The sequence below is a fragment of the Pantoea sp. UBA6567 genome, assembly GCF_002434165.1.
GTDB lineage: Bacteria > Pseudomonadota > Gammaproteobacteria > Enterobacterales > Enterobacteriaceae > Pantoea > Pantoea eucrina.
In genome coordinates this window covers 37,023-51,537 of record NZ_DJJN01000006.1, presented here as the reverse complement: position 1 = coordinate 51,537, position 14,515 = coordinate 37,023, and the positions used below count along the sequence as shown (strand labels likewise).

Genomic DNA, 14,515 nt, shown 5'->3' with positions numbered 1-14,515 from the left:
CTAACCCACGCTCTCAACTGTAAGAACTTTAGCCATGATTTTGAATGCCCGTCTGCAAACTGCACAATCTGATTCTCACAGCGCACCGGTTTTGCTTATCCATGGCCTGTTCGGCAGCCTGGATAACCTTGGCGGGCTGGCGCGTGGCGTAGCCGATGCGCGTACTACGCTGCAGGTGGATGTGCGCAACCACGGTTTATCGGCGCGCAGCAACAGCATGAGCTATGCTGCAATGGCGCAGGATATGGTTGATACACTGGATGCGCAGCAGATCACGCAGGTTGATGTGATTGGCCACTCGATGGGGGGCAAAATCGCTATGGCACTGAGTGCGCTGGCGCCTGAACGCGTTGGCAAGCTGGTGCTGATTGATATCGCTCCCGTTGACTATCAGACGCGCCGGCACGATGAGATCTTTGCGGCGATTCGCGCGGTATCCGCCGCCGGCGTGACGCGCCGCAGTGAAGCCGCAGCGGTGATGCGACAGTTTATCCCTGAAGAGGGGATCATTCAGTTTATCCTGAAGTCCTTTGCTGAAGGAGAATGGCGGTTCAACGTGCCGGTATTATGGGATAACTACGCGACGATATCGGGCTGGGAACCTATTCCCGCCTCGGCTCATCCGGCGCTGTTTATTCGCGGCGGCGACTCTCCTTATCTGGATAATCACTATCGGGCCGCGCTGCTGGCCCAGTTTCCTGAGGCGCGGGCGCAGGTCATTGCCGGTGCCGGGCACTGGGTGCATGCAGAGAAGCCTGATGCCGTGTTACGTGCCGTGCGGCGCTTTTTTACGCTCTGAAAGCAAAAGCTTACTGCGCTATGTTTAAGATTGGCGTCACGTCTGACGCTGGAGTATGATGTCGCGCTAAAATTTTGCCACGGTGGTCAGACACTGTGGCTGGCCGATAATGTGTTTAATCGCGCGGCGCCGTTCGCGCCCACTCAGTTTCGCAAATCATGGCAAAAGAACAGACAGACCGTACCACGCTTGATCTCTTTGCAGACGAGCGACGACCGGGCCGCCCGAAAACCAGCCCGCTGTCGCGCGATGAGCAGCTGCGCATTAATAAGCGCAATCAGCTTAAACGCGATAAGGTTCGTGGGCTACGGCGCGTGGAGCTCAAAATGTCCGGCGAAGCGGTTGACGCGCTCAATACGCTGGCTGAGCAGCAAAATATCAGCCGCAGCGAGCTGATTGAGCAGATGCTGCTGACGCAGCTCAAACTCATATAATTTATGCAGACCGCACACTGGAACACAAACTCTGCGCTTTGCGCGTTCCGCGCTTTTTCAGGGTCTGCTATCATTCGCTTATCTGTATAGTCTGTTGACTTACTCTCACATTCAGGATTTAAGAGGCTACCTAACCCATGGCAATCGTAGGCATTTTCTTCGGCAGCGATACCGGCAACACTGAAAACATTGCAAAGATGATCCAGAAACAACTGGGTAAAGATGTCGCCGAAGTGCATGACATTGCTAAGAGCACGAAAGAAGATCTGGAAGCGTTTGATATTCTGCTGCTGGGTATTCCTACCTGGTATTATGGTGAGGCGCAGTGCGACTGGGATGACTTTTTCCCGACGCTGGAAGAGATTGACTTCAATGGCAAGCTGGTTGCGCTGTTTGGCTGTGGCGACCAGGAAGATTATGCCGAGTACTTCTGCGATGCGCTGGGTACGATTCGCGACATTATTGAGCCAAATGGCGCAATCATCGTGGGCCACTGGCCTGTTGAAGGTTACCACTTTGAAGCCTCTAAAGGTCTGGCCGATGAGAAGCATTTCCTCGGGCTCGCCATCGATGAAGATCGTCAGCCAGAGCTGACGAATGCGCGCGTCGAGGGCTGGGTGAAGCAGATTTTTGATGAGCTGCAGCTTAAAGAAATTATTGAGGCATAATGTGTTGCCGTTACCCGATGCAGGCACGGTTAACATCGGGTAACGGAATTGCCTATAAAAATAATAGCTACGCTTTTTTAACTTTTCCCTGCAATTCTGTAGAATACCCGCAACGGTTAACGGCTTATTCCTCTGTCAGCAGGCTGAGGCTGAGTGAACTGAGAACCCAGCACTGTATAATCCCGCCGGCGACAGCAAGAGCGTTACTCCCGCCTCTGGTGATTTCTTTAGCATTTGCCTGGTTTCTATTCGCCTGCCCCGGTTCTATAATGAGACGCAAATGAGAATGCGCGTTAACCACACATTCAAGGCTGTTAAGCCGCAAATGACTAGCAAAGTAACAGGACAATATCCGCATGACTGACAACAATTCCGCATTGAAAAAGGCTGGCCTGAAAGTCACGCTGCCCAGATTAAAGATTCTGGAAGTGCTTCAGGAACCCCAGTGCCATCACGTCAGTGCGGAAGATTTGTACAAACGCCTGATCGATATGGGCGAAGAGATTGGTCTGGCCACGGTATATCGCGTTCTGAACCAGTTTGACGACGCGGGCATTGTAACCCGTCATAACTTCGAAGGCGGCAAGTCCGTTTTTGAATTAACGCAGCAGCAGCATCACGATCATCTTATCTGCCTGGACTGCGGTAAAGTGATTGAGTTCAGCGATGAGTCGATCGAAACGCGCCAGCGCGAAATCGCGACCCGCCACGGCATTAAGCTTACTAACCATAGCCTCTATCTGTATGGTCACTGCGAAGTGGGTGACTGCCGGGAAGATGAAACGCTGCATAACGATAAATAACGTCAGCTACGCTGCAAAATAAAAAAACCGGTGCAGGCACCGGTTTTTTTGTTGCTGCAGTTCAGGCGACCAGTGTCTCCTGCAGATAGCGCCAGCGCGGATTTTCCGTTGTGCAGTCCAGCACCGCCAGCGAAATACGGCTGTGGCTCTCGCCGTTCAGTATCTGCAGTTCGCGATACTGAATGGTGACCTCTTTTTGCTGCTCAGAAATGATTGCATGTTCGCTGGTCGCGATGCGCATTCCTTCACGCTGTCCGCACAGGCGGCGAAAAAGATCTTCAACGTCATTCAGATTCAGCTGTCTGCCCTGTGGCGTAACCATCCGGAAATCAGGATGGAAATGCGACAGCAGCAGCCCCATGGTATCGTTGCTGACATCCGCATGATTAAAAATACGTTCAATGAGCTGATGTAAAACCACAACGCTATGTTTGGCTTCCTGAGCGAGGCTTGTCATTATTTTTCCCTTTTTGCTAGCCACAGACCAAGTCCGGAGTGCGCATAGCCTACCTGAAAAAAAGGATTTAACACGGTCAAATGCGTTAATTTTTTTAAAGTCAGACAAGTCGTAAACCCGCATACCAGCTCGATTTTATTTAACGCAGAATAAATGGTTGCCGGGGAGCAAAAGAGGATAATAAAAAAGGGCGAATACTCGCCCTTATATAATTTTATGATGCCGGAAGCGGTTATTATTCGCTGCCGATCTTCGCCCAGGTATCACGCAGGCCTACCGTGCGGTTAAATACCAGCGCTGATGGCTGCGAGTAGACGCTGTCCGCGCAGAAGTAGCCCTCACGCTCGAACTGGTATGGCGAGGTTGCTGCCGCTTCGCGCAGTCCTGGCTCCACAAAGCCCTGCTTGATCTGCAGCGAGTCCGGATTCAGGGTCGCGAGGAAATCCTCTGCCGCGCCCGGGTTAGGCACGCTGAACAGACGATCATAGAGGCGGAACTCAGCGGGCAGCGCATGAATTGCGGAGACCCAGTGGATCACCCCTTTTACTTTGCGGCCATCAGCCGGGTCTTTGCTCAGCGTATCCACATCGCAGGTTGCATAGATGCAGGTGATGTTGCCCGCCTCATCTTTTGCCACGCGCTCAGCGCGAATCACATAAGCGTTACGCAGGCGCACTTCTTTACCCAGTACCAGACGCTTATACTGCTTGTTAGCTTCTTCACGGAAATCTGCGCGATCGATCCACACTTCGCGGCTGAAAGGCACGTCGCGCGTTCCCATCTCCGGCCGGTTAGGATGGTTTGGCATGGTGATGATCTCATCATGCCCGGCAGGCAGGTTTTCAATCACGACTTTAAGCGGGTCGAGCACGGCCATAGCACGCGGCGCATTTTCGTTGAGGTCGTCACGAATGCATGACTCCAGCGAAGCCATCTCAACGATATTGTCCTGTTTGGTGATACCGATGCGGCGGCAGAACTCACGAATTGATGCCGCGCTGTAACCACGACGGCGCAGGCCTGAAACGGTCAGCATGCGCGGATCGTCCCAGCCTTCAACCCGCTTCTCGCTCACCAGCTGCGTCAGCTTGCGCTTCGACATCACCGCATATTCCAGATTCAGGCGCGAAAATTCATACTGCCGCGGATGCACCGGAATCGTGATGTTATCCAGCACCCAGTCATACAGGCGACGGTTATCCTGAAACTCCAGCGTACAGAGCGAATGCGTGATCCCTTCCAGCGCATCGGAGATGCAGTGCGTGAAATCGTACATCGGATAGATGCACCACTTGTTACCGGTCTGATGGTGCTCGGCAAACTTAATGCGGTAGAGCACCGGATCGCGCATCACAATAAAGCTGGAAGCCATATCGATTTTGGCACGCAGGCACGCCTTACCCTCTTCAAAGCCACCATCGCGCATTTTCCGGAACAGCGCCAGGTTCTCTTCGACGCTGCGATCGCGATACGGGCTGTTTTTGCCCGGCGCCGTCAGCGTGCCGCGATACTCGCGGATCTGCTCGGGTGACAGTTCGTCAACGTACGCCAGTCCTTTGTTGATCAGCTCGACAGCATAATTAAACAGCTGATCAAAATAGTCGGATGAGTAACGAATGTTGCCGCTCCACTCAAAGCCCAGCCATTGCACATCATTTTTGATCGACTCGACGAACTCCATATCCTCTTTAACCGGATTGGTATCATCGAAACGCAGATTGCATTCCCCCTGATAATCCTGTGCGATTCCAAAGTTCAGGCAGATCGATTTTGCATGGCCAATATGCAGATAACCATTGGGCTCTGGCGGGAAACGGGTATGCACACTACTGTGCTTACCGCTCGCCAAATCTTCGTCGATGATCTGACGAATAAAGTTCGTTGGGCGGGCTTCAGCCTCACTCATCTCAAAATCCTCAAACAATAACGGGTGATTTTACCTCGAAGTAATGGAGTATGATCCACAAAGCGCTGAAGGGAAACAACCGTTTGTTGGCGCTTTTAAAACAAAAAAGGCAGGAATCGCTTCCTGCCTTATCGGTTAGACGCCCGGGGTTAGTTTTTCACCTCATAGAGCGGCGTTTCGCCGGCAACGACCGTGCCGGTTGCCAGCAGCGTAAGACCTGCGAAGTCGTCGCTGTTGCTGACCACCACCGGACTGATCATCGAGCGCGCGTGAGCGTTCAGATAGTCCAGATCCATCTCCAGGATCGGCTCGCCAGCGGTAACGGTCGCGCCCTCTTCCACCAGCCGGGTAAAACCGCGCCCTGCCAGCGCAACGGTGTCCAGCCCCATATGCACCACTATCTCAACGCCGCTCTCTGTTTCCAGACAGAAGGCGTGATTGGTATTGAAGATTTTCACTATGGTACCGGCAATCGGTGCCACCACGCGGCTATCCGACGGCTGAATAGCCAGGCCATCACCTACCGCTTTGCTGGCGAACGCTTCATCCGGCACCTTATCCAGCGCCACTACATGACCTGATACCGGTGCCAGCAGCGTGGCAATCGCCTTATGTGTAGCCGCGGGCGCAGGCGCTGCTGCTGCCACAACCGGTTTAGCCACAGGCGCAGCGCTGGCGGCCGCCACCGGGCCTTTGGTCAATACGGACTTCATCGCAGTAGCGATACTCTCCGCCTGCGTACCCACAATAATCTGCACGCTCTGCTTATTAAGACGAATAACGCCTGAAGCGCCGATACGTTTTGCCACACCTTCGCTGACCTGTGCGGAATCTTTCACGTTCAGGCGCAGGCGCGTGATACAGGCATCAATATGCGTCAGGTTTTCAGAGCCGCCGACGGCAGCAATATAGCGACGCGCCAGCGATTCAGTCGCCGTTTCACCGCTACTTTCAGGCGTGACATTCACATCATAACCATCGGTTTCATCATCCGCTGCCAGCTCGCGGCCCGGCGTCAGCAGATTAAATTTGCGGATAGTGAAACGGAAGACGACGTAATAGATCACGAAGAAGACCAGGCCCTGCGGGATCAGCATCCACCAGTGCACCGCCAGCGGGTTACGCGACGAGAGCACCATATCTACCAGGCCGGCGCTGAAGCCAAAGCCGGCAATCCACTGCATGCTGGCCGCAATAAACACGGAAATACCGGTGAGTACCGCGTGGATCACATAGAGCACCGGGGCCACGAACATAAAGGAGAATTCCAGCGGCTCAGTGATACCGGTAAAGAATGCGGCAAAAGCGGCTGCCAGCATAATGCCGCCCACTTTTGCCCGATTCTCAGGACGCGAGCAGTGATAGATAGCCAGTGCCGCACCCGGCAGGCCAAACATCATGATCGGGAAGAAGCCTGCCTGGTAGCGACCCGTAATACCCGGAATGCCGCTGCCGTTAGCAATAGACTGCGCGCCGCCGAGGAATTTTGGAATGTCGTTAATACCCGCAACATCAAACCAGAACACGGAATTGAGCGCGTGGTGCAGGCCAACCGGGATCAGCAGTCGGTTAAAGAAGGCGTATACCCCCGCCCCGACAGAACCCAGTTTCTGGATATGTTCCCCAAAGCTTACCAGACCACCGAAGATCACCGGCCAGACGTACATCAGGATAAACGCCACGACAATCATCAGGAAGGAGACCAGAATCGGTACCAGGCGACGCCCGCTGAAGAAAGAGAGCGCTTTAGGCAGTTCGACATGGCTGAAGCGGTTATACATCTCCGCCGAAAGGATACCCACCATGATACCGACAAACTGGTTTTCAATTTTGCCAAACGCCGCAGGCACCTGCTCAAGCGGCATTTTCTGGATCATAGCGACTGCAGCAGGCGAACAGAGCGTGGTCACCACAAGAAAGCCAACAAAGCCGGTCAGGGCCGCTGCGCCATCTTTATCCTTAGACATACCGTACGCGACACCAATCGCAAACAGTACCGACATATGGTCGATAATCGCGGAGCCTGACTTTATCAGCAGTGCTGCCAGTGCGTTACCTGCCCCCCAGCTGTCGGGATCGATCCAGTAGCCTACCCCCATCAGGATAGCGGCCGCCGGCAGCGTGGCCACCGGCACCATCAGCGCACGGCCGACTTTTTGTAAATAGCCTAATATACTCACCTTGTTCTCCCCCTATGAGACTGGCGTATCCCCTGGTACGGGTTGGTTTTATTATCCCGGCACCTGGCGTGTTGATAAGACGATTCTCTGCGAGATGCAGTGTAAAGATAAATTAATTCGCCTCGCAAATTAAAACCGCTCCAGTTGTGACTTTTATCACCTTAATAGCCAATATAAGTCGCTTAATACTGGTCACTGCCACAAACTTATTTTATGATAAAAAATATCAACCGCTCTTTTTCGCTGTAGCTTGCTGATAAACGCGTTAACCTCATTCACACTTGATCACGGCTGCTACAGCATATTCTTTTTATCTGTTTAACCGAGGTGCACTATGAGACTGATTCCGCTGGCTACACCTGCTCAGGTTGGCAAATGGGCAGCCCGCCATATCGTCAACCGGATTAACGCCTTTAACCCAGGCCCTGAGCGTCCCTTTGTTCTGGGATTGCCTACGGGCGGCACGCCGCTGGAAGCTTACAAGCATCTGATTGAGATGCACAAAGCGGGCCAGGTCAGCTTTAAGCATGTTGTCACATTCAATATGGATGAGTATGTCGGTCTGCCGAAAGCGCACCCGGAAAGCTATCACAGCTTTATGTATCGCAACTTTTTCGATCACGTTGATATTCCGTCAGAAAACATCAATCTTCTGAATGGCAATGCGGAAGATATTGACGCAGAATGTCGCCAGTATGAAGAGAAGATTCGTGCGTTTGGTAAAATCCACCTGTTTATGGGTGGTGTAGGCAATGATGGCCATATTGCGTTTAATGAACCCGCCTCCTCGCTCTCATCGCGTACACGTATAAAAACGCTGACGCATGATACGCGTGTCGCTAATTCACGCTTTTTCGATGGCGATGTCAGCCAGGTCCCTAAATATGCGCTGACCGTTGGCGTGGGTACGCTGCTTGATGCCGAAGAGGTAATGATCCTGGTGACAGGCCACGTCAAAGCGCTGGCGCTTCAGGCCGCGGTAGAAGGCAACGTAAACCATATGTGGACCATCAGCTGTCTGCAGCTGCATCCAAAAGCGGTTGTGGTATGTGATGAGCCAGCGACAATGGAACTGAAAATTAAAACGGTAAAATATTTCCGCGAGCTTGAAGCGGAAAATATGCAGGGCGTCTGAGAGCACGATGTAGAAGCCTGCTGTCGTTGACAGCTGGCGCAGCCGGGAGAGAGATAATGTACGCATTAGTAAACGGTCGGATTTTTACCGGCTATGACATTCTGGACGATCACGCGGTAGTTATCGCGGACGGTATTATTGATCGGGTTTGCCCGCGCGCCATGCTGGATGCAGCGCTACCGCAACAGGATATGGCCGGCGCGTTTATCGCTCCCGGCTTTATCGACCTGCAGCTCAACGGCTGCGGCGGTGTGCAATTCAACGATTCGCCTGAAGCGCTGAGCGTGGAAACGCTGGAGATAATGCAGCGTGCTAATGAAAAGTCAGGCTGTACCAGCTTTCTTCCAACGCTGATTACCAGCAGTGATGAACTGATGAAGCAGGCGGTGGAAACCATGCGCGCCTGGCTGACAACGCGCCAGAATCAGGCGCTGGGTTTGCACCTTGAAGGTCCGTGGCTCAACCGGGAGAAAAAAGGAACGCACAATCCGGCTCTGATACGCCAGCCCGATCCCGCACTGGTCGACTACCTTTGTGCCAACGCGGATGTCATTACTAAAGTCACGCTGGCGCCTGAACAGGCAGGCAGCGAGGTTATTCGTCAGCTCAGCGCAGCCGGTATCATCGTTTCTGCCGGTCACTCTAATGCGACCTATGCCGAGGCAAAAGCCGGCTTCAGCGCCGGCATTACCTTTGCGACCCATCTTTATAATGCGATGAGTCCTTTTAGCGGCCGTGAACCTGGACTGGTCGGTGCGCTGTTTGATTCGCCTGATGTATACTGCGGCATCATTGCAGATGGCTTACATGTCAATTACGCTAACGTGCGCATGGCAAAACGTCTCAAAGGCGAACGGCTGATTCTGGTTACTGACGCGACTGCGCCGGCAGGTGCTGCGATTGATAAATTCATTTTTGCAGGTAAAACAATATACTATCGCAATGGTCTGTGCGTGGATGAGCATGGAACCCTGAGCGGTTCAGCACTGACAATGATTGAAGCAGTGCAGAACAGCGTAGAGTATTGCGGCATTGCCCTGGATGAGGCGTTACGTATGGCAACGCTTTATCCGGCAAGAGCCATGGGCGTGGAGAAACAGCTGGGCACGGTAGCAGCAGGAAAAGCCGCCAACCTCACTGTTTTTACCCGCGATTATCAAATCATCAAGACGTTCGTCAATGGAGAGAGCGTCCTCAGCGAGTAAGCATTGAATGACCACTGGCGGCCAGACTCAAATAGGAAATGTCGATCTTGTCAAACAACTCAATAGCGCAGCCGTTTATCGGTTGATCGATCAACAGGGGCCGATCTCGCGCATTCAGATTGCCGATCTCAGCCAGCTTGCGCCCGCCAGTGTCACTAAAATTACCCGTCAGCTGATTGAACGCGGTTTGATCAAAGAGGTCGAGCAGCAGGCCTCTACCGGCGGTCGCCGCGCCATCTCCATTATCACGGAAACCCGTCATTTCCATACCATCGGAGTCCGTCTCGGACGCAACGACGCCACGCTTACCCTGTTTGATCTAAGCGGCAAATCGCTGGCGCAGGAAGATTATCCGCTACCGGAGCGCACGCAGGAGACGCTGGAGAACGCGCTGTTTAACGCTATCAGCGCGTTTATCAACGTGCATCAGCGGAAAATTCATGAGCTGATCGCTATTGCCGTGATCCTGCCCGGGCTGGTCGATCCGGTTAAAGGGATTATCCGCTATATGCCGCACATTGCCGTCAGCCACTGGCCGCTGGTTGCCAGCCTGCAGCAGCGGTTCAGCGTGACCAGCTTTGTAGGGCATGATATCCGCAGTCTGGCGCTGGCTGAGCACTACTTCGGTGCAAGCCGCGACTGCGCTGACTCGATTCTGGTGCGGCTGCATCGTGGAACCGGTGCCGGCATTATTGCTAACGGACAGATTTTTCTCGGCAGTAACGGTAACGTGGGTGAAATTGGCCATATCCAGGTCGATCCGTTAGGCGAACGCTGCCACTGCGGCAACTTCGGCTGTCTGGAAACCATCGCCGCAAATGGCGCGATTGAAAACCGCGTACGCCATCTGCTGAATCAGGGATATCCAAGTACGCTGTCGCTGGATAACTGCCTGATGCCACAAATCTGTCACGCTGCTAATCAGGGCGACGCGCTGGCGTGTGAAGTGATTGAGTATGTGGGGCGTTATCTCGGCAAAGCGATTGCCATTGCAATCAACCTTTTTAACCCGCAAAAGGTGGTGCTGGCGGGCGAAATCACCGACGCCGACAAAGTGTTGTTTCCCGCCATCGAGAGCTGTATCAATACGCAGGTGCTGCGTGAGTTTCGTAAAAACCTGCCGGTGGTGCGCTCACAGCTGGATCATCGCTCCGCGATTGGGGCGTTTGCGCTGGCAAAACGCGCTATGCTGAATGGCATTCTGCTGCAGCATCTGCTGGAAGATTAATTGTAACCTGCCTGAGCAGGCCTGACGGGATCTTGTATGACCATTAAAAGCGTAATCTGTGATATCGATGGCGTGTTGATGCATGACAACACGGCCGTGAAAGGGGCTAATGAATTTCTGCAGCGTATCCTGGAAAAAGGCATGCCGCTGGTCGTGCTGACTAACTATCCGTCGCAGACTGCTCAGGATCTGGCCAACCGTTTCTCCAACGCCGGCGTCGACATTCCTGACTCGGTGTTTTATACCTCAGCCATGGCCACCGCTGATTTCCTGCGGCGTCAGGAGGGGAAAAAAGCGTATGTGATCGGAGAAGGTGCGCTGGTTCATGAACTCTACAACGCCGGCTTTACCATTACTGACGTCAATCCTGATTTTGTTATCGTCGGTGAAACCCGCTCGTTTAACTGGGATATGATGCATAAAGCCGCGTTTTTTGTGGCTAACGGCGCGCGCTTTATTGCGACCAATCCGGATACCCACGCGCGTGGATTTATTCCCGCCTGCGGCGCCCTCTGTGCCGGTATCGAAACCATTTCGGGCCGTAAGCCTTTTTATGTTGGCAAGCCCAGCCCCTACATTATGCGGGCGGCGCTGAACAAAATGCATGCGCACTCTGAAGAGACAGTGATCGTGGGTGATAACCTGCGCACCGATATTCTGGCGGGCTTCCAGGCGGGACTGGAAACTATTCTGGTGCTCTCTGGTGTTTCCACCCTGAGCGATATCGACGCAATGCCATTCCGACCCGACTGGATTTTCCCTTCCGTCGCCGATATCGATCTGTTCTGACCGGCGCCGTGCACCTGCTGACGCCCTGCCCACCTGCCGGTGTGCGGGGCGTTACTGTTTTTGGCGCCTGATGATAAAAAGAGCTAAACCGGCAAATTATTAGATATCATCTAAAAAAATAGCCTTTATTTTGGTGTATATTCAATTTATTCACCTGTGCAACACTCTATTTATCATAAAAACGTTATTTTGCTTGCGCAACCACCATCAATTAGCGCATTTTCTTATACATCACGCAGCGCAGGCTGCCGGACAAATGCAAAATAACATCGCCACAGGGTGAGATCAGGAGTCAGTTATGTGTTCGATTTTTGGTGTGCTGGATCTGAAAAGCGATCCTGTTGAACTGCGCAAGAAAGCGCTGGAGTCTTCCCGTCTGATGCGTCACCGCGGCCCGGACTGGTCCGGGGTGTTTGCAGATGATAAGGCTATCCTGGTGCATGAGCGCCTCTCAATCGTTGACGTTAACAACGGCGCGCAGCCGCTGTATAACGCTGACCACACCCACGTACTGGCCGTGAACGGCGAAATTTATAACCATCAGGCGCTGCGCGCTGAGCTGAGCGATCGTTATGCGTTTCAGACCGGCTCCGACTGCGAAGTGATTCTGGCGCTCTATCAGGAAAAAGGCGTCGATTTCCTTGATGACCTGCAGGGTATGTTCGCTTTCATCCTGTGGGACAGCGTTAAACAGCAGTACCTGATTGGTCGCGATCATATCGGTATCATTCCGCTCTATATGGGCAATGATGAGCACGGTAACCTTTACGTGGCGTCTGAAATGAAAGCGCTGGTTCCGGTCTGCCGCTCTATTAAAGAATTCCCGCCGGGAAGCTTCCTCTCCAGCACTGATGGTGAAATCCGTCGTTACTGGCAGCGCGACTGGATGGATTTTGCAGCGGTTGCGCAGAACACCACCGATGCTGCAGGCCTGAAACATGCGCTGGAAGAGTCAGTAAAAAGCCATCTGATGTCTGATGTCCCTTACGGCGTGCTGCTCTCAGGCGGACTGGACTCTTCAATCATTTCGGCCGTTACCAAGCGTTTTGCGGCTAAACGGGTGGAAGATGCTGATAAGAGCGACGCCTGGTGGCCACAGCTGCACTCGTTTGCTGTGGGCCTGGAGGGTTCACCCGATCTGAAAGCTGCGCAGGCGGTCGCCGATCATCTCGGTACCGTACACCACGAAATTCATTTCACGGTACAGGAAGGCCTGGACGCGATCCGTGACGTGATTTACCACATCGAAACGTATGATGTCACCACGATTCGCGCCTCAACGCCGATGTATCTGATGTCACGCAAAATCAAGGCGATGGGTATCAAGATGGTGCTTTCTGGTGAGGGCGCAGATGAAGTATTTGGCGGCTATCTCTACTTCCATAAAGCACCAAACGCCCGTGAGTTCCATGAGGAGAACGTGCGTAAGCTGCTGGCGCTGCATATGTTTGACTGCGCGCGTGCGAACAAAGCGATGTCAGCCTGGGGCGTAGAGGCACGCGTGCCGTTCCTGGATAAAAAATTCCTGGATGTGGCAATGCGCATCAACCCGGAAGATAAACTGTGCGGCAGCAACGGGAAGATGGAAAAGCACATTCTGCGTGAATGCTTCTCATCGTATCTGCCGGAGAGCGTGGCGTGGCGTCAAAAAGAGCAATTTTCTGATGGGGTCGGTTACAGCTGGATCGATACGCTGAAAGAAGTGGCGGCGAAGCAGGTCAGCGATCAGCAGCTGGCAACCGCACATTTCCGCTTCCCGCACAACACGCCTGGCTCAAAAGAAGCGTATCTCTATCGCGAAATCTTTGAGGAGCTGTTCCCGCTGCCGAGCGCAGCAGAGTGCGTGCCTGGCGGACCTTCTGTGGCCTGCTCTTCTGCTAAAGCGATTGAGTGGGATGAGGCGTTCAAATCCATGGACGATCCTTCCGGCCGTGCCGTTGGCGTACATCAGTCCGCTTACAAATAAGCGCATCGCCGGATAGAGTAAGGGACCCGCTGCGGTCCCTTTTTAGTTGCAACTGACGCGGATGTGATCGAAAATTGCTGAATAAAGCGCCAGCCTGGTTACAAGCCAGACAAACAGGCGCCGCAAGGTAAAAAACGGCAAAAAAACTGTTGACGCTACAAAGCTCAATACGCATAATGCGCCCCGCAACGCCGTTGAAGGTAACGCGAAAAAAGATGGCTACGTAGCTCAGTCGGTTAGAGCACATCACTCATAATGATGGGGTCACAGGTTCGATTCCCGTCGTAGCCACCATCTTTTTTGCGGGAGTGGCGAAATTGGTAGACGCACCAGATTTAGGTTCTGGCGCCGCAAGGTGTGCGAGTTCAAGTCTCGCCTCCCGCACCATTTCAGTCTTCGGCAGCCGGATGGGGTATCGCCAAGCGGTAAGGCACCGGTTTTTGATACCGGCATTCCCTGGTTCGAATCCAGGTACCCCAGCCAATCCGATATGTTTTCGTGGATACGCGTTAACAGATGGGATATCGCCAAGCGGTAAGGCACCGGTTTTTGATACCGGCATTCCCTGGTTCGAATCCAGGTATCCCAGCCAGCATCGGGAAAAGCAGTAAAGCAGTATTATGGCTACGTAGCTCAGTCGGTTAGAGCACATCACTCATAATGATGGGGTCACAGGTTCGATTCCCGTCGTAGCCACCAGATAATTGGGGTGTCGCCAAGCGGTAAGGCACTGGTTTCTGATACCAGCATTCCGGGGTTCGAATCCCTGCACCCCAGCCATACAAAGACAATTTGATCAAACACCTATTGGGGTGTCGCCAAGCGGTAAGGCACTGGTTTCTGATACCAGCATTCCGGGGTTCGAATCCCTGCACCCCAGCCAAATTGCACAACAGGCCCGCTTTTGCGGGATTTGTTGTTTCTGACGTTCTGAAACGGCAGGGC

Annotated in this window: 12 protein-coding genes and 7 tRNA genes; 16 read left to right on the top strand and 3 right to left on the bottom strand. The window is 53.3% G+C overall.

The window, feature by feature from the left end; genetic code table 11:
• The first annotated feature begins 34 nt into the window (after positions 1-34).
• From ybfF to fur, 4 genes are all read left to right on the top strand, one after another.
• The gene (gene ybfF / locus B4M48_RS06220; RefSeq protein WP_039383185.1) at positions 35-799 is read left to right on the top strand and encodes an esterase; all 765 of its coding nucleotides are present in this window, start codon (positions 35-37) and stop codon (positions 797-799) included.
• A gap of 158 nt (positions 800-957) precedes the next feature.
• On the top strand, positions 958-1,233 hold the full coding sequence (gene ybfE / locus B4M48_RS06215) for a LexA regulated protein (RefSeq protein ID WP_039383184.1): 276 nt from the start codon (positions 958-960) through the stop codon (positions 1,231-1,233).
• A 137-nt stretch (positions 1,234-1,370) separates the two neighbouring features.
• Positions 1,371-1,901, top strand: coding sequence for a flavodoxin FldA (fldA, locus tag B4M48_RS06210; RefSeq protein WP_039383182.1), 531 nt, complete (start codon positions 1,371-1,373; stop codon positions 1,899-1,901).
• Positions 1,902-2,257: 356 nt separating this feature from the next.
• Positions 2,258-2,704 (top strand): ferric iron uptake transcriptional regulator, encoded by a 447-nt coding sequence (gene fur, locus B4M48_RS06205; RefSeq protein WP_039383181.1) that lies wholly within the window; start codon positions 2,258-2,260, stop codon positions 2,702-2,704.
• A gap of 61 nt (positions 2,705-2,765) precedes the next feature.
• Here fur and B4M48_RS06200 read toward each other — a convergent pair whose 3' ends face one another.
• The 3 genes from B4M48_RS06200 to nagE all read right to left on the bottom strand — a co-directional run bounded on the left by B4M48_RS06200 (position 2,766) and on the right by nagE (position 7,241).
• On the bottom strand, positions 2,766-3,161 hold the full coding sequence (locus B4M48_RS06200; RefSeq protein ID WP_039383180.1) for a hypothetical protein: 396 nt from the start codon (positions 3,159-3,161) through the stop codon (positions 2,766-2,768).
• A gap of 235 nt (positions 3,162-3,396) precedes the next feature.
• Complete coding sequence (glnS, locus tag B4M48_RS06195; RefSeq protein WP_039383178.1) at positions 3,397-5,067, bottom strand: glutamine--tRNA ligase; 1,671 nt, start codon at positions 5,065-5,067, stop codon at positions 3,397-3,399.
• Positions 5,068-5,216: 149 nt separating this feature from the next.
• Complete coding sequence (gene nagE, locus B4M48_RS06190) at positions 5,217-7,241, bottom strand: N-acetylglucosamine-specific PTS transporter subunit IIBC (RefSeq protein ID WP_039385758.1); 2,025 nt, start codon at positions 7,239-7,241, stop codon at positions 5,217-5,219.
• Positions 7,242-7,581: 340 nt separating this feature from the next.
• Here nagE and nagB point away from each other — a divergent pair, with 340 nt between their 5' ends.
• From nagB to B4M48_RS06130, 12 genes are all read left to right on the top strand, one after another.
• Positions 7,582-8,382 carry a glucosamine-6-phosphate deaminase gene (gene nagB / locus B4M48_RS06185; RefSeq protein WP_071668986.1) on the top strand — a complete coding sequence of 267 codons (801 nt, stop codon included), beginning with the start codon at positions 7,582-7,584 and terminating at the stop codon, positions 8,380-8,382.
• A 56-nt stretch (positions 8,383-8,438) separates the two neighbouring features.
• On the top strand, positions 8,439-9,587 hold the full coding sequence (gene nagA / locus B4M48_RS06180) for an N-acetylglucosamine-6-phosphate deacetylase (protein WP_039383172.1): 1,149 nt from the start codon (positions 8,439-8,441) through the stop codon (positions 9,585-9,587).
• Between the two features lie 7 nt (positions 9,588-9,594).
• Positions 9,595-10,815: a DNA-binding transcriptional regulator NagC gene (gene nagC / locus B4M48_RS06175; protein WP_039383170.1), complete on the top strand. Its 1,221-nt coding sequence runs from the start codon at positions 9,595-9,597 to the stop codon at positions 10,813-10,815.
• A gap of 36 nt (positions 10,816-10,851) precedes the next feature.
• On the top strand, positions 10,852-11,604 hold the full coding sequence (locus B4M48_RS06170; protein ID WP_039383168.1) for an HAD-IIA family hydrolase: 753 nt from the start codon (positions 10,852-10,854) through the stop codon (positions 11,602-11,604).
• A gap of 298 nt (positions 11,605-11,902) precedes the next feature.
• Positions 11,903-13,570, top strand: coding sequence for an asparagine synthase B (gene asnB, locus B4M48_RS06165; protein ID WP_039383166.1), 1,668 nt, complete (start codon positions 11,903-11,905; stop codon positions 13,568-13,570).
• Between the two features lie 217 nt (positions 13,571-13,787).
• Positions 13,788-13,864 (top strand) — tRNA-Met (locus B4M48_RS06160).
• A gap of 8 nt (positions 13,865-13,872) precedes the next feature.
• A tRNA-Leu gene (locus tag B4M48_RS06155) sits at positions 13,873-13,957 on the top strand.
• A gap of 21 nt (positions 13,958-13,978) precedes the next feature.
• Positions 13,979-14,053, top strand: a tRNA-Gln gene (locus B4M48_RS06150).
• A 34-nt stretch (positions 14,054-14,087) separates the two neighbouring features.
• Positions 14,088-14,162, top strand: a tRNA-Gln gene (locus B4M48_RS06145).
• 30 nt (positions 14,163-14,192) lie between these two features.
• Positions 14,193-14,269 (top strand) — tRNA-Met (locus tag B4M48_RS06140).
• A gap of 6 nt (positions 14,270-14,275) precedes the next feature.
• Positions 14,276-14,350, top strand: a tRNA-Gln gene (locus B4M48_RS06135).
• Positions 14,351-14,378: 28 nt separating this feature from the next.
• Positions 14,379-14,453: transfer RNA gene (locus B4M48_RS06130), tRNA-Gln, on the top strand.
• The last annotated feature ends 62 nt before the right edge of the window (positions 14,454-14,515 follow it).